Here is an 18515-nt window from a genome sequence, read left to right as displayed (position 1 = left end):
CTAATGGGTTCTCGGTCGACTGGGCGAGCCTAGCCAGCGCCGAAAATCAGGGCAACCGGACGCGCGGCACAGATACCGACCCGCCGGCAGAGGAAACGCTCAGCTCTCGGTCAACTCGCGATACGCATCCGCGCTCAACAGCCCGTCAACCACCGCCGGGTCCGCCGGAGTGATCTCCACCAACCAACCCGCACGGTACGGATCCGAGTTGATCAGCTCCGGCGTGTCGACCAGCGCCTCGTTGCGCCCCGACACCGTACCGGCCAGCGGGGCGTAGATCTCCGACACACTCTTGGTCGACTCGATCTCGCCCAACGACTCACCGGCCGCCACCACCACACCGGCCTCCGGCAACTGCACATACACGATGTCGCCAAGAGCATCCTGCGCGAAATGGGTGATGCCGACCCGTACGGCCCCGCCATCGGCGGCAGCCACCCACTCGTGCTCGGCGGTGTAACGCAGATCCTCAGGAATCACCAGCAGCGTCCTCATCCATCGCGACACCGGACCGACCGGTGCCGGCCCCGCCGGCCTCAAGCGACCGGACGGGCGTGTTCCAGCGGGCGGGGCACGTGCAGCGCCGAAACCTCAGCAACCTCACGATCCTCAACGGTCACGTTACCGCCGTCGCCCGCCACCTGCGCGACCACCCCACCAGGAATGTTGAGCGCCGTACGCATCGTCGACGCATCCCCGATCACCGTGATCACGAACGGCCCCGTCAACCGCCGCCCGTCCACGATCAACGACCCGCTCTCCCCGTTCAGGAAGAACGTCGACGCCACGATCCGCACCGACGCACGGTCACCACCGGAGATCTGCATCGCCTCCGCACCAGCGCCCCGCAACTCCTGCACCGCGTCGAGCACCCGAACCGCCGAGATCGGCTTGGCCGCACCTGCCTGGAACCGCACCGCCAGACCCGGCCCCCGCGCCGGCAACGAACCCGCCAGGATCCCCAACTCGTCCGCCCGCCGGGTCGCCTCCTCCAGCGCCGCCTGACGCCCCTGCTCACCCGAACGCAACTGCCGCTGGCTCTCCTCCAACGCGGCGATGTCCTGCCTCAGCCGGAACTCCCGCGCCTCCAGGTCGTACAGGATCCGGACCAGATCCTCCTGCCGCGCCGCCGCCAACGCCGAATCCGTCGATGTCGTCTTCAACTGCACCGCCAGGGTGAAACCCAACAGCACCAGCAACACGGCAATCATCACCGCCGCCGAACTGAACCGCCGCAACCGCGCCCCCGCCGCACCGAGCACCGCCGCCACACCATCGGCAGGCGACGCCGGTACGCCCTCGCCGCGCCCGGTCGACGGCCCGTCGCCGTCGCCGTCCGCCGGCCGTTCCTGCGGCGACAACGGACTCAACTCGTCCGGATCCGGCGCGTCCGGACGCGGATCCGGCTCCCCCGCCGGGCCATCCGGCCGATCCGGTCCCGCCGGCTGCGGCCACCCCGTGCCCGTCTCCGTGTGCTCGTCACTCACGCCACAAACCTACGCCCGGAACAGGTGCCGGCGGATCGCCGCCACATTGCCGAAGATACGAACTCCCAGCACGACCACCACACCGGTGGACAACTGCCCGCCCACTCCCAACTGGTCACCCAGATACACGATCAGCGCCGCGACCAGCACGTTCGAGATGAACGACACCACGAACTGCTTGTCGTCGAAGATCCGGTCCAGCTTCGCCCGAACCCCACCGAAGACCGCGTCCAGGGCGGCCACCACCGCGATCGGCAGGTACGGCTGCAACGCCGCCGGCACCGTGGGATCAAGCCACAGCCCGAGCGCCACACCGGCCAGCAGAGCCAGCACCGCGATCATCAACCACCTCCGGAGGGGCTGGGAGACGTTCCCGAGCCGGACGGCTCGACTTCAGCCGACGGCGACAGACTCGGACTCACCGCAGGCTCCGCGTAGCGTAGCCGCGGCTCCGGAGCCGCCGGCAGAGTGAGGTCGTCGGCGTCCCGCACATCGAACGAGATCCCGGTGTTCTGGGCAACCTTGCGCATCGTCAACGCACTGTTGCTGGTGTCGAACCGCTCGCGCATCGAACCCGGGCCGATCGCCGACACCTCGTACGGCCCGGTCACCGGCCGGAAGTCCACCAGGATCGCCTCGCCGGCGTTACGGATCGTCGAGGTCGCCGTCAGCCGCTGCCCGTTGATCGCGATCGCCTCCGCTCCGACACTCCACAGGTCGTTGGCCACCGCCTGCAGATCGAGGTAGAGCACCTGCGGCGGACCGACGTTGGCGCCACTGATGACATCCTGGCCCTTCGGGGCGTCCGCCAGGCGCACCACCACGCCGTCGCCCCGCACCCGCCCCAGACCCGTGCTCGCCTCCAGGTCCCGCAGCCGCGCCGCCTGGGAACCACCCAGGGCCGCCTCCCGCTGCCGGTTGACCTCGGCTCGCAACTCGTCGGCGCGCGCCGACAACACGTCCGTCTCGTCCTGCCGCTGCTTGATCTGGGCCACCAGACCGGAGCGCGCCTGCGCACGCCCCGGCTCCTCGGCCATCGTCTGCCGGTAGGCCACCGCGCACAGGAAACCGAGCAGCACGATCACGGCGAGGCCGACCGGACCGACCGACCAGCCCGGCCGCGCCGGCCGCCCGGTCTTCGCGCGTTGGGCCGCGGCGTCGGCGTAGCCCGGATCCAACGGGTTACGGAACAACTCGGTGAGGAAATCGGGGGTGAATGCCCGCGCGGAGCGCCGGCCCTCGCCCGAACCGTCACTCATGCCGGGCCTCCTTCCCCACCGCGTACCGCCCGCACCAGCTGACGCGCCTGGATCACATAGAGCGCCCCGGCGACCCAGTAGAGCACCAGACCCCACCACGCCAGCGCCCAGCCCACCGCCTCAGCGGCCGCCTCCGCGGCGGGCACCGCAGCGGCGAGCAGCAGGAGCGGAAACGCGGCCAGCAACAGGAACGTGGCGGTCTTACCGACGTAGTGCACCGGCGGCGGCCCGTAGCCGTGCCGCCGCAGCACGGCCAGCGATCCGAGCAACAGCAGCTCCCGCGCCAGCAGCACGGCGGTGAACTGCCAGGGCACCACCTCACGGGCGGTGAACGCGATCAGGGTGGCTAGGATGTAGAGCCGGTCAGCGAGCGGGTCGAGCAGCTCGCCGAGGCGGCTGACCTGTCGCAGCCGGCGGGCGATCCAGCCGTCCACCCAGTCGCTGGTGCCACCGACGGCCAACACCACCACCGCGGCCACGTCGGCGCGTGCCACCAGGAACAGGTAGAGGAAGAGCGGTACGCCCAGCAGGCGGAGAAAGCTGATCAGATTGGGCCAGGTGAGCACCCGGTCATCGGGCTGCTGTGCCATGCCGTCACGGGCCTGCGGTTGCTCCGCCCGACGCGACACCGAACCTCCTCCGCGACACGCTCGGCCACCGCGGCCCTGGTCCGCCATGGAGCGTCGTACGCGCTGTCCAGCCGGCTGACGCCGACAACCCCCGATCCCGGTCTGGGACCTCCCCCGGCCCGCCGTCCACCGTCGATGATCTCGGGGCCGCCGGATGCGCTGCCACTATACGGGCCGCGTCCGTGTTTCTGGTGCCCAGCGAGTTCGTGCCGGGTTGTCCGGCTGGCTGGTGTGACGGGCTTCACGGCCCGTACGGCATCCTAGGACACTAGTGGACGGAGGATCTCAGGCGCTCCGGGCCGAGGCGTCCGGGGCTCCGGTGCTCGCCGACGCCTGCGCGAACGCCAGCAACGCCCGAAGCAGGTCCTGCTGCATGCGCGCCGGCATTCGGTCCAACACGGCCTGCACCGCCTCGTGCCGGCGCGACCGCACCTCCCCCAGCAGCGACTCCGCCGCCGCGGTCGGAATCAGACGCACCTCCCGGCGATCCCTCGGGTCGGCCATCCGGCGCACCAGACCGATCGCCTCCAGGCGGTCACACAGCCGGCTGGCCGAGGAGGGGACCACGTCCAGCAGCTCCGCCAGTCCATTGACGTTGATCTCCGGCCGGTCGCTGAGCAGAGACAACACCCGGAGCTGGGTCGGCGAAACCGAGAGCCGGTGCCGGGAGACAGCGGTGTCGAGTACACCCACCAGCACCTCGGCGGCCGCGTCGATCGACGCGGCCAGATCCGGTCGCTCCACCCGATGTCCCCTGCGATTGTCCCGCTGGTCCTGTCCGACCGCTCCGACGCCGCTCGTCAACCGTGCTCCCGGCCGGCGAGACCCCGCCAGTCCAGACAGACGACGACCGCGTCGTCACGCAGATCGGCCTCCGCGTGAAAGGCCTGCAACTCGCGCATCACCGTACCAACCGCGTCGGTCGGCGGCTGCAACCGTGTGGCCCGCATCGACCGGGCCATCGCCCGCTCGCCGTACGTCTCCCGGCCGCTCGGATCGGCTGCCCACACCCCGTCGGAGACGACGAACAGCCGGTCGCCCGGGTCGAGATCGAACTCCTGCAGGTCGTAGCGGGTCTCGGCGAACATGCCGAGCGGCAGTTGCTGCTCCAACGCGACCCGCGAGACGCTGCCGCCCCGTAACCGCAGCAGGTGCGGAGAGCCGGCGTCCACCGCCCGTACCCGTCCGGTCGCACTGTCCAGTTCGAGCAGCACGGTGGCCACGTGCCGGTGACCCTGGTGCTGGTAGAAGACCGTGTCGGAGGCCAGCTCGGCCTGCTCCACCAGACCGCCACCGGAGCGGCGGGCGTTGCGCATCGCGTTGACCGTCACCACGGTCAGCAGGGTCGCGGTGAGCCCGATGCCGTCACCGTTGAGCACGGTGACGGTGAGCCGCCCGTCGTCCAGCGACCAGTCGAAGTGATCGCCGCCGACCGTGTACGCCGGTTCGAGCTGCCCCGCCAGGTGAAACGAGCCGTGGCTCACGCTACGCCCGGGCAGCAGCTCCCACTGCAGCTCGGCGGCCATGCTCAGCCGCTCCTGCCGGCAGGCCCGCCGATAACGGTCGGTCTTGCGGTCCGCCGCACGCAGCGCCAGTGCCACCTCGCCGGCGATGTCCACCGCCCGGCGCACCACCGTCTCCGGCGGCTCCCCGGGCAGCTCGACCATGAGCACACCCAGTCGTTCGCCCCACACCGACAGGGGGACGTAGAGCCGGCTCCGGCCGTCGTCGCCGGCCGTGCGAACCGGCTGCTGGCTGCTGAAGCAGCGCTGCACCGTACCCTGGAGCGCCTGCCCGGCCATGCCCGGCTGTCGCGAGTCGAGCACCGGCCACAGCCCGCTGATCCGATAGTCGGCGATGAACACGGCGGTGCCCGACGCACCGAGGATCGACCGGATGGCCAGGTCGGCGGCCTCGACCACACGGTCGGGCGGGGCCTCGCGCAAGGCGCGGGAAACCCCGGTGGGCGCATCCGCCATGACCATCCTCCGAAAATACTTGCCCTGGGGCAAGCATCATACGGAGGCGCTACCGCCCATGGTCACCCGGCCGACCGCACCGCCACAGCGCCGTAGAAGGCTTCCGGCACGTCCTCCGCACCACCCTCCGGCCGCCATCGGGAGATCGGCACGATGCCGTCCGCGGTCGGCTCCCAACGGCCCAGCAACGGGCCGAACGCGGCCGGTGGGCGCATCCGGAACTCCGGCCCCATCAGGGCCAGCGCCTCGGGGTGGCCGGCAAGCTCCTCGGTGTCGAAGTCGATCGCCAGCTGACTGCCCGGCGCCGCCGCCACGTACAGCTCGTCGAGGGTGCGCGCCAGCGTCTCGTCGTCGAGGAAGGCGGCGAGCCCGAGGAACACCACCCCCACCGGGCGCCGGCCCCAACCCGGCACGAACCGGTGCAGCAGCACCGGGTCGACGGTGCCGATGTCCGTGGCGTCCCCGAAGCCGTAGCCCGCCCGGTCGCTGCCGGCCAGGACACGTTGCCCGAGACGGATGGTGACCGGGTCCACGTCGGAGTAGAGCACCGTCGCGTCCGGCGCCGCCTCGTGCACATTGCCCATGGTCGGCACCCCGGCACCGAAGACCAGGAAACTGTCCACCCCGGTGGCGGCTATCGCGCGCACCGCGCGGCGCAGGAAGGCGCGCAGCGCCCGGAAGACCGGGGCACACGGCCCGTACGCCTGCTCGAAGGCGCGGGCGGCGGCCACGTCGACCGGGTAGTGGTGCGCCCCACCGAGCCAGAAATCGATCATCCGGGCGGTACTCGGCTGGTCGGGCTCCACCATCGACGACGCTCCCTCCCAGGCGGTCGCCGCCAGCGTACCGACATCGCGCCGGTTGCCGGTATCGCCCCGCTGACCACGACCGGCCGCGATACTGGCCCAAACCGGTCTCGACGTCGGCCCACAGCGGGAGGTGGCGGTGAACTCGGCCAGCGGCACAGCGGTGGTGGTCGGCGTGGACGGCTCCGAGCCGGCGCTCGCCGCGGTCCGGCTCGCCGCCGCGGAAGCGGCCCGGCGGCAACGGCCGCTGCGCGTGGTGCACGCGTTCATCTGGCCCCTGGTGCACTCGCCGATCCGGCCGACCACCGAGGGCGCACCCGGCGGCGGGCTGCGCACGCAGGCCGAACAGCTGGTCGCCGACGCGGTGGACGAGGCCGAGACGATCGCGCCGGGGCTGCGGGTCACCGGCGAGATCATCGACGGTGAACCCACCGCGCTCCTGCTCGACGAGGCGCCCAGCGCGGAGTTGATCGTGATCGGTGATCGCGGTCTGGGCGGATTCACCGCGCTGGTGGTCGGCTCGGTCGCGGTGAAGCTGGCCGCGTACGCCGACTGCCCGGTGCTGGTGGCCCGCGGCGCGCAGCGACCCGACGGCCCGGTCGTGGTCGGTGTGGACGGTTCCGAGCTGTCCCGGCACGCCGTCGAGTTCGCCGTGCGGACCGCGGCCCTGCGCGGTGCCGGGGTGACCGCGCTGCACGCCTACCGGCATCCGGTCTCCAACGGACCGGGCGACATGCAGCCGCTGGTGTACGACGAGTCGGAGCTGCGGGCCGAGGAGGACCGGACGGTAGCCGAGGCCATCGCCGGGCTGACCGAACGGTACCCGGAGGTGCCGATCACCCGGCAGTCGGTGCGCGGTCGCGCCGCGAAGGTGCTCACCGAGGCATCCCAGCGGGCGCAACTGCTGGTGGTGGGGGGTCAGGGGCGCGGCGAGCTGACCGGTTTGCTGCTGGGGTCGGTGAGCCAGTCGTTGCTGCACCACAGCCGCTGTCCGGTCGCGGTGGTGCGCCCACCTCGCGCGGCGGCCGGCGGGGTTGGCGACGGCGCAGGCGGGTAGACGGGCCGCGGACGATACCGGCGACGACCAGGGGAGACAGCGATGCCAGGACCTCGGCCGGGCAGCAACGCCTACGACAAGCAGCGGGCCCGACTCCGCAACGCGATCGACGGCTCCGGTCGGCGCATGCCGGACCAGAAGGCCGACGAGGCCGCCAACCGGATCCTGCAGGGAGATCGGGGGCAGCGCGGCATCGTGCGAGGTGAGCGCACCTACGGCCCCAAGGGCAACCGCGAACCGGGAGATCCGAAGAAGTGAAAGGCACCGACCTGGCCGACAGCCTGATCGCCGGGGCGGTGGGCACCACGGCCCTCAACATCGTGACCTACCTCGACATGACGGCCCGGGCGCGGCCGGCCAGCCAGACCCCGGACGAGAGTGCCGGCAAGCTGGCCGGCGCGGCACACCTGAACCTGGGGTCGAAGGAACAGGCGGCCAACCGTCGTTCCGGCCTCGGCGCCCTGCTGGGCTACGGCCTGGGCATGGCCGCGACGGTCGGTTTCGCGATGCTGGCCCGGGGCCGGCGGCAGCCGCTGCTGCGGGCCGCCGCACTGCTCGGCGGCGGCGTGATGACCATGACCGACGGCTCGCTGGCGCTGCTCGGTGTCGCCGACCCCCGGACGTGGCGGCGGATCGACTGGGTCGCCGACCTGGTCCCGCACCTCGCGTACGGCCTGACGGCCGCAGCCACCTGGAACCGGCTGCGGCCGTCAGGGACGACACGTCACTAGGGACTAGCGGCGGCGCTCGCTGTCGTCCTCGGCCACCTGCGGGGCAGCCGGGCCGAACGGCGACACCTGCCCGCGGGGTACCGGGCGACCGGTGTCCCCGGACGAGGTACCGCGGTTGCGGGGATGGCCCGTGGGCCCGGGCCCCTTGCTGTCCTGGCTCGTGGCGCCCAGGGCGTTGCGCCGAAGCTCCTGCTGCTGCGGGTTCGTCACGGTCGTCTCCCTTCGCGGGGTACGGCGACGCGGCGCCTGCCGCGTCCACCGGCGGCTTACCCGCCGCCGACGGTGGCATTCCGCGGCGACGGTCATAGCTGGGCCCGGTGCGGGTACACCCCCAGGATGGGCGACCAACAGGCGGTGGCGCGAACTCTGCTCACCCGCCCCACGTACGCCGAGGAGGCGGGCATCGCGCTCGCCGACCGGCCCGCACCGCTGTACCAGCTGCTGGTCCTCGTCACCCTGCTCAGCACCCGGATCCGGGCGCAGGTGGGGGTGGCGGCGGCGCGGGAACTCTTCGCGGCCGGCTACCGCACCCCGCAGGCCATGGAGGCGGCGAGTTGGCAGGAGCGGGTCGACGCGCTGGGGCGCGGACACTACCGCCGCTACGACGAGCGGACCGCCACGATGCTCGGCACCGGTGCCCGGCTGTGCCTGGACCGCTGGCGAGGTGACCTGCGACGGCTGCACCGGGAGGCAGGGGGGCAGCCGCCGATGCTGCGTCGCCTGCTGACGGAGTTCCCCGGCATCGGGCCCACCGGCGCGGACATCTTCCTGCGCGAGGTGCAGACGGTCTGGCCGCAACTGCGCCCGTACGTGGACCGGCGGGCGGTCGCCGGGGCCAAGCGGCTGGGCCTGCCCGCCGCCACCGACCGGCTGGCCGGACTGGTCGACGAGGTCGACTTCGGTCGGCTCGCCTCGGCGCTGGTCCGGGTGGCGCTCGGCGAGGAGTCGGCGGGGCAGCTCAGCCGCGCCGGGACGGCCCGCTGAACGTCGTCACTTGGCCGCGTTGCCACCCGGCCTGGTCAGGTGCCAGACCAGCAGGGCGGCGAGCAGCGCCAACACCACCAGCCCGCCGGAGATTCCGCTGCCCTCTTCTTCCGGCGAGCGGCCGGTGGTGCCGAAGTAGATCACGGCGAGGCCGGCCAGCACCGCGACGAATTTCCGGATGCCTTGGTCCTTCACAGCTCGTACCGTAGGGCGGCAGCGCCGTCATGTCGGCTACCAGCGGGAATGTCCCCCGTCCGGGCGACACCTCAGTCGACCTCCAGGTCGTCCAGCGAGATCTTGTGGCTCATCAGCCAGCGGGCCAACGCCGACATGCCGAACAGCCACAGCGGCACCGACTCGGTGGTGCCGTTGGTGGCGAAGATGGCGAACCGCAGGTCCGGCGCCCGGTACGCCTCGATCCGCCATCGGTGCTGCTTGTCCCGCCAGACGGCGGAAGGGTCCATCAGGTCACGGTAGGCGTCCACCCCCGATCCCCACCTGCGATGTGCTCAATCCGGGACGCGCTCCTCCCGGACGCGCTCCTCCCGGACGCGCTCAATCCGTGACCACCACCCGGGCGTCGTCGGGCAGCCGGCGGGTCAGCCCCTGCCGGTCCAGCAGCTCCAACAGCGGAACCGCCACCCGGCGGGTGGTGTCCAGGGCCTGCCGCGCGGCGCTGAGCGTGAACGGTTGCGGCAGATCGGCCAGCACCCGCGCCGCCTGCCGCGGTGCGCCGGGCAGCAGCAGCACGTTGCCGGTCAGCCGCAACAGCACACCGGCGCGTACCGCCGCACCGATCTCCCGGGTACCCAACCCGACGGCGGTGAGCCGGTCGGTGTCCGGGGCACGGAACGGGTGTGCCGCGTAGTCCTCACCGACCAGGGCGAGCGCGCGGATCACCGGCTCGGGCAAGGGATCCGACCCGGGGGCCACCACCCGACCGGAGACCAGCCGCAGCGGCGGCCGCACCAGCGCCTCGACCAGTGCCCGCGCGGGCAGGTCCAGGTGCTGGCGCAGCACCTCGACCGGGATGCCCGGTTCCAGCGGATGCCGGCGGGCATGGTCGGCGACGGTGGCGGCGAGCCGGTCGGCCAGCATCCGCCAGTGCCCCGGATCCGCCAGCCAGTCCCCCACCACCGGAGCGAGGGTCACCGGCACGCCGGCGCGAACCAGGTCACCGGCCCGGACCAGGCCCCGGCGGCGCAGCTCGCCGCTCAGGTCGGGGCGGCCGTCCAGGCCGGCCAGGACCCTCGCCCGGGCCGCCGCGGCGCCCCGCCTGCCCAGCGGCGGCGGCAGCACGTCCAACACGGTGATCCCGCCGACGACATGACGGCGACCCGGGTCACGCAGCAGCGCCCGATCCCCCACCAGCAGCGGCAGCGGGCGACCGAGGCGCAGTCGGGCGGTGTCCCCGCCCAGCGGACGTACCCGGGCCGACACGGCGGCGGAGCCCACGTGCAGGGTGAGCGTCGCCGGCAGGTCGGCCACCGGGTCGCCGGCCAGGCGCACGTCGACCAGGTCGGTCGCGCGGAACCGGCCGGGGCTCAGCAGTGCGTCGCCGCGGGCGAACCGATCGCGGGGCACGCCGCGCAGGTTGACCGCCACCCGGGCGACCGGCCCAGCCTCGGCGCAGGGCGCACCGAGCCGATGCAGGCCCCGCACCCGGACCGGTTCGCCGGTGCCGGCCAGCTCCAGCTCGTCACCGACCCGCAGCCGACCGGCGCCCAGGGTGCCGGTGACCACCGTGCCGCTGCCGCGAACGGTGAAGCTGCGGTCGACCCAGAGCCGGACCGGCCCGTCGAGAGCCGGCGCCGGCAGCCGGACGGCCAGCCGGTCGAGCGCGTCGCGCAGCTCGGGCAGGCCGACGCCGGTGACCGCGCTGACCGCGACGGCCTCCACCGTGCCCAGCGAGGTCACCGCGAGCTCCGCCCGGGCCCGGGCCAGCGCCGGCCCCGGATCGGCCAGGTCCGCGCGGGTCACCACCAGCAGTCCGTACCCGACGCCGAGCGCGTCCAACGCCGCCACGTGCTCGGCCGACTGCGGCATCCACCCCTCGTCGGCCGCCACCACCACCACGGCGGCGGGCACCGGACCCACGCCGGCGAGCATGTTCGGCACGAACCGCTCGTGCCCCGGCACGTCGACGAACGCCACGGTGCCACCCGAGGGCAGCACCGTCCAGGCGAACCCCAGGTCGATGGTCATGCCCCGACGCCGTTCCTCCGCCCACCGGTCCGGTTCCATCCCGGTCAGCGCCCGCACCAGCGTGGACTTGCCGTGGTCGACATGCCCGGCGGTCGCCACCACCAGCATCCTCAGTCGTCTCCCGGCACGGCCAGCACGGCGGCGCGCACACCTGCGTCGGCGTGCTCGGGCACGCAGCGCAGGTCCAGCAACAGGCGACCACGAGCCACCCTGCCGAGCACCGGCGGATCTCCCGTACGCAGCGGCGCGGCGTACCGCTCGGGCAGGCTCAACGCCCACGAGTCCAGCTCGACGCCGGGGGCACCGCCGCCACCGACCACCGCGACGGACGGCACCACCTCGACCTTTCGACCGTCGCCGGCGAGCGCGTCGCGCAGCCGTTCGGTGCGCTCGCGCAGCGCCGCCGCGTCGGCGTGCAGGGCGCCGCGGGTCGGGGTGGCCCGGTCGCCGAGGGTGCCGGCCAGGGCGGCCAGGGTCAGCTTGTCCACCCGCAACGCCCGGGCCAGCGGATGCCGGCGCAGCCGCTCGACCATCTCGGCGGTGCCCAGCAGCAACCCGGCCTGCGGACCGCCGAGCAGCTTGTCGCCGCTGGCGGTGACCAGGGCCGCCCCGTCGCGCAGGGTGCTCGCGGCGTCCGGCTCGTCGGGCAGCAGCGGGTCGGGGGCGAGCAGCCCGGAGCCGATGTCGGCGACCACCGGCACACCGAGGGCGGCGAGCCGCCGCACCGGCACCGCGGAGGTGAACCCGGTGACCCGGAAGTTGGACGGGTGCACCTTGAGGACGAAACCGGTGCGGGGACCGACGGCGGCGGCGTAGTCGGCCACGGTGGTCCGGTTGGTGGTACCGACCTCCCGCAGCCGCGCGCCGGTGCTGGTCAGCAGATCGGGCAGCCGGAAACCGTCGCCGATCTCCACCAGCTCACCCCGACTGACCACGATCTCCGCGTCGGCGGCGAGCGCGGTGGCCGCGAGGACCAGGGCGGCGGCACCGTTGTTGACCACGTGCACCGCCTCGGCGGCCGGTACGGCGGCGGCGAGGGCGGCCATGGTGTCCCGACCGCGTCGGGCCCGCCGCCCGGTGCTCAGGTCCAGTTCGACGTCGGTGTGCCCGGCGGCGGCGGTCATCGCCACCATCGCCGCGTCGGAGAGCGCGGCCCGGCCGAGATTCGTGTGCAGCACCACGCCGGTGGCGTTGAGCACGGCCCGCGGCCCGGTCGACGGCAGCGCGGCCAACGCCACGTCGGGTACCTCGTCGGGGGTGATCTCACCACGGCGGGCCCGGTCCTGGGCCTGCCGAACGGCGGTCTTGACGAGGTCGCGGCCCAGGTTGGCGGCGGCGGCGACCAGCCGCGGCTGCGCCAACAGCGCGTCGGTACGCGGCACCCGACGCCGCGGGTCGACGCCGTCGCTCATCGCGTCATCTCCTCGCAGCCTGGCGGAGACGGACGGGAATCGAACCCGCCTGGCCCGGGTCCCGGGCCACACCGGTTTTGAAGACCGGGAGGGGCACCAGCCGCCTGAACGCCTCCACCGAGCATTGGATCACAGCTCGGCGGCGGCTGCGCGGCCGAGTCGGATCGCGCCTACCCGTCGTCGGATCGCGCCTACCGGTCCCCTTCGGCCGCCCGCCGCCGGTCGAGACGTTCCCGCTGCGGCAGCACCGTGTACTTCGGGTCCCGCGCCGAGGCGACGCCGGCCTGGAAGACACCGAACCGGGTAGCCACCGACGCGGCCAGCAACGCGACACCGGAGAGCGCCGAGACGACCCGGCTGCGCCCGCCCAGCACAGCGCCGGCCACCCCGGCGACGGTCAGCGCCCGGCCGGCGCGCAGCAGGCGGCCGGGCCGACCGATCCGGTACGGCTCACCGAGCAGGCCCAGGCGAGTCTCCACCCGATGCGCGCCGAACAGCTCCAGGCCGGCGCCGAGGACCGCCATCCGGCGGGCCGGGCCGGCCTGCGCCGGCGGCACGGCCAGCAGCCCCACCCCCGCGCCGCTGGCCAGGGCGCTGCCCGCGAAGACGAACGGCAGGTGGGGGTACGCCTCGTGCCACGACGGCACGGCCGTGTCCGCCAGCAGCACCGCCGTGTAGGTGCCTAGCGCCGGTGCGCTCGCCGCGGCGGCCAACCCGGCGGCCCGCCCCACCGGCGGCAACACCCGGCGAGCCAGCCCGAGTGGACCCCGATCGGGCAGCAGCGGTGCCACCTCGGCGACGGCGGCGAGCCCGGCGGCCGGCCCGTAGGCGCCGAGAATCCAGGTGCCCACCGACATCGGCGACGTCGGCTTCGCCACCCGCAGCATGTGGTGGAACCGCTCCGGCCGACCCAGGTCCTTCACCAGCAGCGCGGCGCTGGCGGTGACGGCGGCCAGCGCGACCACCCGACCTGCGCGGCGTACCTCGGGTCGCCCGGTGAGCTGCCCACCCGCCGCGAGCAGCGACGAGCCGGCGGCGAGTCCACCGGTGAACAGGTACGCGGCGATCTCCCAGGTCCACACCGGCGGCTTGAGGATGGGCCGGCCGTAGTAGGAGGAGAACTCCGCCCGAGGCACCGCCAACTCCTCGCCGCCACTCCCACCGCGCCCACGCCGGACCGTCGGTGTCGTCGCCCCGCCGGGACGCGACGCTGCGCCCAGCCCAGCCGGTGAGGTCGTCCCGGCGGCCCGCAGGCGGTCACGGAATCGGCGGAACTGGTCGCCGACGGCCGGCCGATCCGGGTTCACCGCCGGCCGCCGAGGAAGGCGCCGACGGCCGCGGCCGTCATGGCCAGCGCGGCCAGCCCGGCACGTCGCCACATTCTCGGCAGATCGCGGGTGCTGACCTGCGGATCCGGTGGCAGGCCGTACACCTCGGGCTCGTCGAGGAGCAGGAAGAACGCGCCGTCACCACCGACGCCGTCGTCCGGATCGTGGCCGTAGAGCCGCGCCTGTGACTCCCCCCGCTCATGCAGCGTGGCGACCCGGGTGGCGGCCCGTTCCCGCAACTCGTCCAGCGGACCGTACTGGATGGACTCGGTCGGGCAGGCCTGCGCGCACGCCGGGGTGCCTCCGGCGCCGATGCGGTCGTAGCAGAGCGTGCACTTCCACACCCGCCCGTCACCGGCCCGCCGGTCGATCACCCCGTACGGGCAGGCCGACACGCAGTAGCCGCAGCCGTTGCAGATGTCCTCCTGCACCACGACGGTGCCGAACTCGGTGCGGAACAACGCGCCCGTCGGGCAGACGTCGAGGCAGCCGGCTCGGGTGCAGTGCTTGCACACGTCGGACATCATCAGCCAGCGGAAGTCGCTGCGGCCCTGCGCGCTGCCGGTGCGCCCGGGCGGTCCGGCCGCCGGCATGCCGAGGAACTCCGCCGAGCCAGCGGACGCCGGATGCTGGCCGGCGGGGCGGGGCTGCTCGACGAACGCGACGTGCCGCCAGGAGTCCGCGGTCAGCGCACCGGTGTTGTCGTACGACATGCCGAGCAGGTCCAGGCCGGAGGTGGGCACCCCGTTCCACTCCTTGCAGGCCACCTCGCACGCCTTGCAGCCGATGCAGACGCTGGTGTCGGTGAAGAAGCCCATCCTCGGCGGCGCGTCGACCCAGCCGGCGGCCGACACCGGGTCGCCCCCTGATGCCCGGTCAGCACTCCCGGCCGGGGCGGTGGACGCCGGCGTCACGCGGTCCTGCGGATCGACCGTCACCGGTTCCCCTCTCCGTCGCCGGGTTCGGCGGCAGCCTCCGGCCCACCGGGAGTGACCGCCGGCGGCGTGGTGCCGGGCACGACGCCGGCCCGGGTGCGGTAATCCTCCACCAGATCGCGCAGGGCGCCGCCGGTGGGCCGGCGACCCGGCCGGACGTCACAGGTGCCGATCTTGCTTTCCTGGATCAGCACGTTCGGGTCGAGGGTGATGCCGAACAGGTCGTTGGCCGAGTCGCCGGTGACCAGCCCCTCGAACCCGAAGTGGTACGGCAGCCACAGCTGGTGGATCACCCGCCCGTCCACCCGCAGCGGCGTGAGCCGGTCGGTGACCAGCACCCTCGCCTCGATCACCGCTCGGGCGCTGACCAGGTGCGCCCAGCCCAACTGGGTCAACCCGGCCAGCGCGGCCAACTCCGGGGACACCTCGACGAACATCTCCGGTTGCAGCTCCGCCAACGGGGCCACCGTCCGGCTCATCCCGCCGGCGGTGTGGTGCTCGGTGAGCCGGCTGACCGTGAACACGTACGGGAAGACCTGACTGTTCTCCTGCGGCGGACTCGGGTTCGTCGAGTTCACCGGGTGCGGGTACATCTTGCGGGTCGGGTTGGCCTGCTGACCGTAGAGCGGATTGCGTACCGGTGACTCGGCCGGCTCGTAGTGGGTGGGCAGCGGTCCGTCCAGCACGCCGCTGGGCGCGTACAGCCAGCCCTTGCCGTCGGACTGCATGATGAACGGGTCGTCACCGGCCAGCGCGGCCGGGCCCGTCGCGCCCGCCGCAGGCCGGTACGACGGCGGTTTCGTCACCTCGAAGTCCGGCACGTCGTGACCGGTCCACCGCCCGGCCTGCTCGTCCCACCACACGTAACGCTTGCGCTCGCTCCACGGGCGGCCCTGCGGGTCGGCGGAGGCGCGGTTGTAGAGCAGGCGGCGGTTCGCCGGCCACGCCCAGCCCCACTCGGCGGCCACCCAGTCCTGCTCGTGCCCGGGTCGACGCCGGGCCGCCTGGTTGACCCCGTCGGCGTACACGCCGGTGTAGATCCAGCAGCCCACGGCGGTCGTACCGTCGTCACGGGCCTCGGTGAACGCGGACAGCGGGCGGCCGGTGCTGGTGTCGTACCCGTTGATCTCACGCAGCACCGCCTCGGCGTCCGGCTCGGCGTGCGGACCGTGCGTGGGGTAGTCCCAGGTCAGCTCCAGCAGCGCCCGGTCGCGGCGCAGCGCCGAGCCGGCCAGCTTCTCCCGCAGCCTGTGCCCCAGGTGGTAGAAGAACCACAGCTCGGAGCGGGCGTCGCCGGGCGGGTCGACCGCCTTCTCACGCCACTGCAACAGCCGCTGGGTCTGGGTGAACGTGCCCTCCTTCTCCACGTGGGACGCGGCCGGCAGGAAGAAGATCTCGGTGCGGCACTGCTCCGGGACGATCTCACCGGTGGCCACCTCGGGGCCACGCTGCCAGAACGTCGCGCTCTCGATCATGAAAAGGTCGCGGACCACCAACCAGTCCAGGTTGGCCATGCCCAGCCGCTGCGCGCGACCGTGGGCCGAACCGACCGCCGGATTCTGGCCGAGCAGGAAATAGCCCTTGATCTTGCCGTCGATCATGTCGAGGACCTGCTGGTAGGTACCGTGATCGCCGGTGAGCCGGGGCAGATAGCCGTAGCAGAAATCGTTGTCCGGCGTGGCCGCATCCCCCCAGTACGCCTTCAGCAGGCTCACGGCGTAGGCGCGGGCATTGCCCCAGAAGCCCTTCTGGCCCGGGTGCCGGATGCTGTCCACCCAGGCGTCGAAGTCGGGATGCTGGGCGTGATGCGGCATCGGCAGGTAGCCGGGCAGCAGGTTGAACAGGGTCGGGATGTCCGTCGACCCCTGGATGCTGGCGTGTCCGCGCAACGCCAGCACCCCACCACCCGGCCGACCCACGTTGCCCAGCAGCAGCTGGATGATCGCCCCGGTTCGGATGTACTGCACCCCGACCGTGTGCTGCGTCCAGCCCACCGAGTAGATCAGGCAGCCGGTGCGCTCCCGGCCGGAGTTCTCCGTCCAGGCCCGGGCCAGCTCCAGGAACTTCTCCCGCGGCAGCCCACAGACCCGTTCCACCATCTCCGGGGTGTAGCGGGCGAAGTGCCGCTTGAGGATCTGGTAGACGCAGCGCGGATGCCGCAGAGTCTCGTCCCGGTCCGTCTGGCCGGCCACCGGCGCACCGTGCGACTCGTGGCGCAGTCCGGCGGCGGTGTCCCGCTCGTCGGCCGTGTGACCGCTGCCGGAATCCCGCTCGTGGCCGGCGTACTGCCAGCTGTCCTGCACGTAGCTGCCGGTCGCCGCGTCGAACCCGGAGAAGAGACCATCGGCGTCCTCGGCGTCGACGAAATCGTCGCTGACGATCGTGGCCGCGTTGGTGTACGCCAGCACGTACTCCCGGAAGTCCAACTCGTTGGCGAGGATGTGGTTCACCACCCCGCCGAGCAGCGCGATGTCGGTGCCCGCGCGAATCGGCAGGTACGCGTCAGCCACCGCGCTGGTGCGGGTGAACCGCGGGTCGACGTGGAAGACCTTGGCCCCCCGCCGCTTCGCCTCCATCACCCAGCCGAAGCCCACCGGATGGGCCTCGGCCATGTTCGAGCCCTGGATGACGATGACGTCGGCGTTCGCCACGTCCTGCTGGAAGTCCGTCGCGCCACCGCGACCGAAGCTGGCCCCCAGACCGGGGACGGTGGCGGAGTGTCAAATACGGGCCTGGTTCTCGATCTGGAGCGCCCCCATCGCGGTGAACAACTTCTTGATGAGGTAATTCTCCTCGTTGTCCAACGTGGCCCCGCCCAGACTGGAGATGCCCATCGTCCGGTTGAGCGGCCGCCCCTGCGCGTCGACGTCCTCCCAGGTCTGCGCCCGTGCGGCCAGCACCCGGTCGGCGATCATGTCGAGCGCGGTGTCGAGATCCAGGTCCTCCCACTCGGTGCCGTACGGCCGCCGGTAGCGCACCGTGGTCTGCCGCAACGGGCTGGTGACCAGGCTCTTGCTGGCCGACCCCTTCGGGCAGAGCCGGCCCCGGGAGATCGGACTGTCCGGGTCGCCCTCGATCTGGGTGACCTGGTTGTCGGTTACGAAAACCCGCTGACCGCAGCCGACGGCACAGTACGGGCAGACCGAACGGGCCACCCGGTCGGCATCCTCGGTACGGGCGGTGAGCCCCGCCGTGCGGGCGGACTGCGCCGCCGCGCCCCGGCCCAGCGGGTCGCCGCCGGTGAGCTGCCGGTAGACCGGCCAGCCCAGCAACACATCCCGCAGCCCCACGCTCGACACCTCCGGTCTCGACCTTAGGACAGTCGGACCCGGTCGGCGACCCACCTCGGTCGAACCTGCACAAGACGTCGCCCCCGGCCCGAATCGGGCCGGGGGCGACGGTGGATGTCGGTGCGCAGGTCGCCTCTCGGCGAGTGGCGCGACGCGGCTCCAGCCGGACGGTATTCCGCGACGGCAATTTAGGTGAGGCCCGGGGACACTGGATCACACCGACATCCGAGTCAACAGGTTACCCGGTTCGTCTCTTCCTACCCCTGCGGTGATCGCCGTCACACGGCTCAGGTGTAAGGAGGGGCCCCTTGTTAACGTCTGGTGTATAGGAAGGGCCCCCTCTTAACAAGGCCAGCCAGCTACGGCCGCCGCTGGTCGAGCATCCTGGTGTACGGGGAGACGCCGCTGGCCGG

Annotated in this window: 20 protein-coding genes and 1 tRNA gene; 4 read left to right on the top strand and 17 right to left on the bottom strand. The window is 72.8% G+C overall.

What is annotated here, in order from left to right; genetic code table 11:
* Window positions 1–99: 99 nt before the first annotated feature.
* From gcvH to BMY89_RS04860, 8 genes are all read right to left on the bottom strand, one after another.
* The gene (gene gcvH / locus BMY89_RS04895) at window positions 100–480 is read right to left on the bottom strand and encodes a glycine cleavage system protein GcvH (RefSeq protein WP_092377364.1); all 381 of its coding nucleotides are present in this window, start codon (window positions 478–480) and stop codon (window positions 100–102) included.
* A gap of 56 nt (window positions 481–536) precedes the next feature.
* On the bottom strand, window positions 537–1487 hold the full coding sequence (locus BMY89_RS04890; RefSeq protein ID WP_092375672.1) for a DUF881 domain-containing protein: 951 nt from the start codon (window positions 1485–1487) through the stop codon (window positions 537–539).
* Between the two features lie 9 nt (window positions 1488–1496).
* Entirely contained in the window at window positions 1497–1829 is a 333-nt protein-coding gene (locus BMY89_RS04885) for a small basic family protein (protein WP_092375669.1), read from the bottom strand.
* A complete protein-coding gene (locus BMY89_RS04880) occupies window positions 1829–2746 on the bottom strand; it encodes a DUF881 domain-containing protein (protein WP_092375667.1) in 918 nt (305 codons plus the stop codon). The genes BMY89_RS04885 and BMY89_RS04880 overlap by 1 nt, the downstream gene beginning before the upstream one ends.
* On the bottom strand, window positions 2743–3336 hold the full coding sequence (locus BMY89_RS04875) for a cardiolipin synthase ClsA (protein WP_092375664.1): 594 nt from the start codon (window positions 3334–3336) through the stop codon (window positions 2743–2745). Before BMY89_RS04875 ends, BMY89_RS04880 begins: the two co-directional genes overlap by 4 nt.
* 324 nt (window positions 3337–3660) lie before the next feature.
* Entirely contained in the window at window positions 3661–4119 is a 459-nt protein-coding gene (locus tag BMY89_RS04870; RefSeq protein ID WP_092375661.1) for a MarR family winged helix-turn-helix transcriptional regulator, read from the bottom strand.
* Between the two features lie 56 nt (window positions 4120–4175).
* Window positions 4176–5354 (bottom strand): PP2C family protein-serine/threonine phosphatase, encoded by a 1179-nt coding sequence (locus tag BMY89_RS04865; RefSeq protein ID WP_092377361.1) that lies wholly within the window; start codon window positions 5352–5354, stop codon window positions 4176–4178.
* Between the two features lie 62 nt (window positions 5355–5416).
* Window positions 5417–6163 (bottom strand): SAM-dependent methyltransferase, encoded by a 747-nt coding sequence (locus tag BMY89_RS04860; protein WP_092377358.1) that lies wholly within the window; start codon window positions 6161–6163, stop codon window positions 5417–5419.
* Between the two features lie 136 nt (window positions 6164–6299).
* Between BMY89_RS04860 and BMY89_RS04855 the strand changes: the two genes are divergently transcribed.
* From BMY89_RS04855 to BMY89_RS04845, 3 genes are read left to right on the top strand one after another with little or no spacing between them, the layout of a single operon-like run.
* Entirely contained in the window at window positions 6300–7217 is a 918-nt protein-coding gene (locus tag BMY89_RS04855; RefSeq protein ID WP_092375658.1) for a universal stress protein, read from the top strand.
* 42 nt (window positions 7218–7259) lie between these two features.
* Window positions 7260–7475: a phosphatidylethanolamine-binding protein gene (locus tag BMY89_RS04850; protein ID WP_092375655.1), complete on the top strand. Its 216-nt coding sequence runs from the start codon at window positions 7260–7262 to the stop codon at window positions 7473–7475.
* Complete coding sequence (locus BMY89_RS04845) at window positions 7472–7948, top strand: hypothetical protein (RefSeq protein WP_092375652.1); 477 nt, start codon at window positions 7472–7474, stop codon at window positions 7946–7948. Before BMY89_RS04850 ends, BMY89_RS04845 begins: the two co-directional genes overlap by 4 nt.
* A 3-nt stretch (window positions 7949–7951) precedes the next feature.
* Here the strand turns inward: BMY89_RS04845 and BMY89_RS04840 are convergent, their stop codons facing one another.
* Complete coding sequence (locus BMY89_RS04840; protein ID WP_092375649.1) at window positions 7952–8158, bottom strand: hypothetical protein; 207 nt, start codon at window positions 8156–8158, stop codon at window positions 7952–7954.
* Window positions 8159–8284: 126 nt separating this feature from the next.
* Here BMY89_RS04840 and BMY89_RS04835 point away from each other — a divergent pair, with 126 nt between their 5' ends.
* Window positions 8285–8932, top strand: a complete 648-nt coding sequence (locus BMY89_RS04835) for a hypothetical protein (RefSeq protein ID WP_092375646.1) — start codon at window positions 8285–8287, stop codon at window positions 8930–8932.
* A 6-nt stretch (window positions 8933–8938) separates the two neighbouring features.
* Here BMY89_RS04835 and BMY89_RS04830 read toward each other — a convergent pair whose 3' ends face one another.
* The 8 genes from BMY89_RS04830 to fdh all read right to left on the bottom strand — a co-directional run bounded on the left by BMY89_RS04830 (window position 8939) and on the right by fdh (window position 18102).
* A complete protein-coding gene (locus BMY89_RS04830; RefSeq protein ID WP_092375644.1) occupies window positions 8939–9127 on the bottom strand; it encodes a hypothetical protein in 189 nt (62 codons plus the stop codon).
* 71 nt (window positions 9128–9198) lie between these two features.
* Window positions 9199–9396: a hypothetical protein gene (locus BMY89_RS04825; protein ID WP_092377355.1), complete on the bottom strand. Its 198-nt coding sequence runs from the start codon at window positions 9394–9396 to the stop codon at window positions 9199–9201.
* A gap of 91 nt (window positions 9397–9487) precedes the next feature.
* Window positions 9488–11245: a selenocysteine-specific translation elongation factor gene (selB, locus tag BMY89_RS04820; RefSeq protein WP_092375641.1), complete on the bottom strand. Its 1758-nt coding sequence runs from the start codon at window positions 11243–11245 to the stop codon at window positions 9488–9490.
* Window positions 11246–11247: 2 nt separating this feature from the next.
* The gene (gene selA / locus BMY89_RS04815; RefSeq protein WP_092375638.1) at window positions 11248–12549 is read right to left on the bottom strand and encodes an L-seryl-tRNA(Sec) selenium transferase; all 1302 of its coding nucleotides are present in this window, start codon (window positions 12547–12549) and stop codon (window positions 11248–11250) included.
* Between the two features lie 20 nt (window positions 12550–12569).
* Window positions 12570–12665 (bottom strand) — tRNA-Sec (locus BMY89_RS04810).
* Between the two features lie 75 nt (window positions 12666–12740).
* Window positions 12741–13685 (bottom strand): NrfD/PsrC family molybdoenzyme membrane anchor subunit, encoded by a 945-nt coding sequence (gene nrfD, locus BMY89_RS04805; RefSeq protein ID WP_372433264.1) that lies wholly within the window; start codon window positions 13683–13685, stop codon window positions 12741–12743.
* Between the two features lie 167 nt (window positions 13686–13852).
* Window positions 13853–14695 carry a 4Fe-4S dicluster domain-containing protein gene (locus BMY89_RS04800; RefSeq protein WP_092377352.1) on the bottom strand — a complete coding sequence of 281 codons (843 nt, stop codon included), beginning with the start codon at window positions 14693–14695 and terminating at the stop codon, window positions 13853–13855.
* 116 nt (window positions 14696–14811) lie between these two features.
* A complete protein-coding gene (fdh, locus tag BMY89_RS04795) occupies window positions 14812–18102 on the bottom strand; it encodes a formate dehydrogenase (protein WP_269766844.1) in 3291 nt (1096 codons plus the stop codon).
* Window positions 18103–18515 lie beyond the last annotated feature (413 nt).

It is taken from the genome of Micromonospora phaseoli (assembly GCF_900109115.1).
Lineage (GTDB): Bacteria > Actinomycetota > Actinomycetes > Mycobacteriales > Micromonosporaceae > Micromonospora > Micromonospora phaseoli.
Note: the sequence above shows the minus strand (reverse complement) of the source record. Positions and strands in the feature narration are given on the sequence as shown.

Bases quoted from the DNA above. Each gene is read 5' to 3' on its own strand.
- BMY89_RS04885 (WP_092375669.1), bottom strand. From the start codon at position 1,829: ATGATCGCGGTGCTGGCTCTGCTGGCCGGTGTGGCGCTCGGGCTGTGG.
- BMY89_RS04880 (WP_092375667.1), bottom strand. From the start codon at position 2,746: ATGAGTGACGGTTCGGGCGAGGGCCGGCGCTCCGCGCGGGCATTCACC.
- BMY89_RS04875 (WP_092375664.1), bottom strand. From the start codon at position 3,336: ATGGCACAGCAGCCCGATGACCGGGTGCTCACCTGGCCCAATCTGATC.
- BMY89_RS04865 (WP_092377361.1), bottom strand. From the start codon at position 5,354: ATGGCGGATGCGCCCACCGGGGTTTCCCGCGCCTTGCGCGAGGCCCCG.
- BMY89_RS04860 (WP_092377358.1), bottom strand. From the start codon at position 6,163: ATGGTGGAGCCCGACCAGCCGAGTACCGCCCGGATGATCGATTTCTGG.
- BMY89_RS04850 (WP_092375655.1), top strand. From the start codon at position 7,260: ATGCCAGGACCTCGGCCGGGCAGCAACGCCTACGACAAGCAGCGGGCC.
- BMY89_RS04835 (WP_092375646.1), top strand. From the start codon at position 8,285: ATGGGCGACCAACAGGCGGTGGCGCGAACTCTGCTCACCCGCCCCACG.
- BMY89_RS04825 (WP_092377355.1), bottom strand. From the start codon at position 9,396: ATGGACCCTTCCGCCGTCTGGCGGGACAAGCAGCACCGATGGCGGATC.
- selB (WP_092375641.1), bottom strand. From the start codon at position 11,245: ATGCTGGTGGTGGCGACCGCCGGGCATGTCGACCACGGCAAGTCCACG.
- selA (WP_092375638.1), bottom strand. From the start codon at position 12,549: ATGAGCGACGGCGTCGACCCGCGGCGTCGGGTGCCGCGTACCGACGCG.
- BMY89_RS04800 (WP_092377352.1), bottom strand. From the start codon at position 14,695: ATGGGCTTCTTCACCGACACCAGCGTCTGCATCGGCTGCAAGGCGTGC.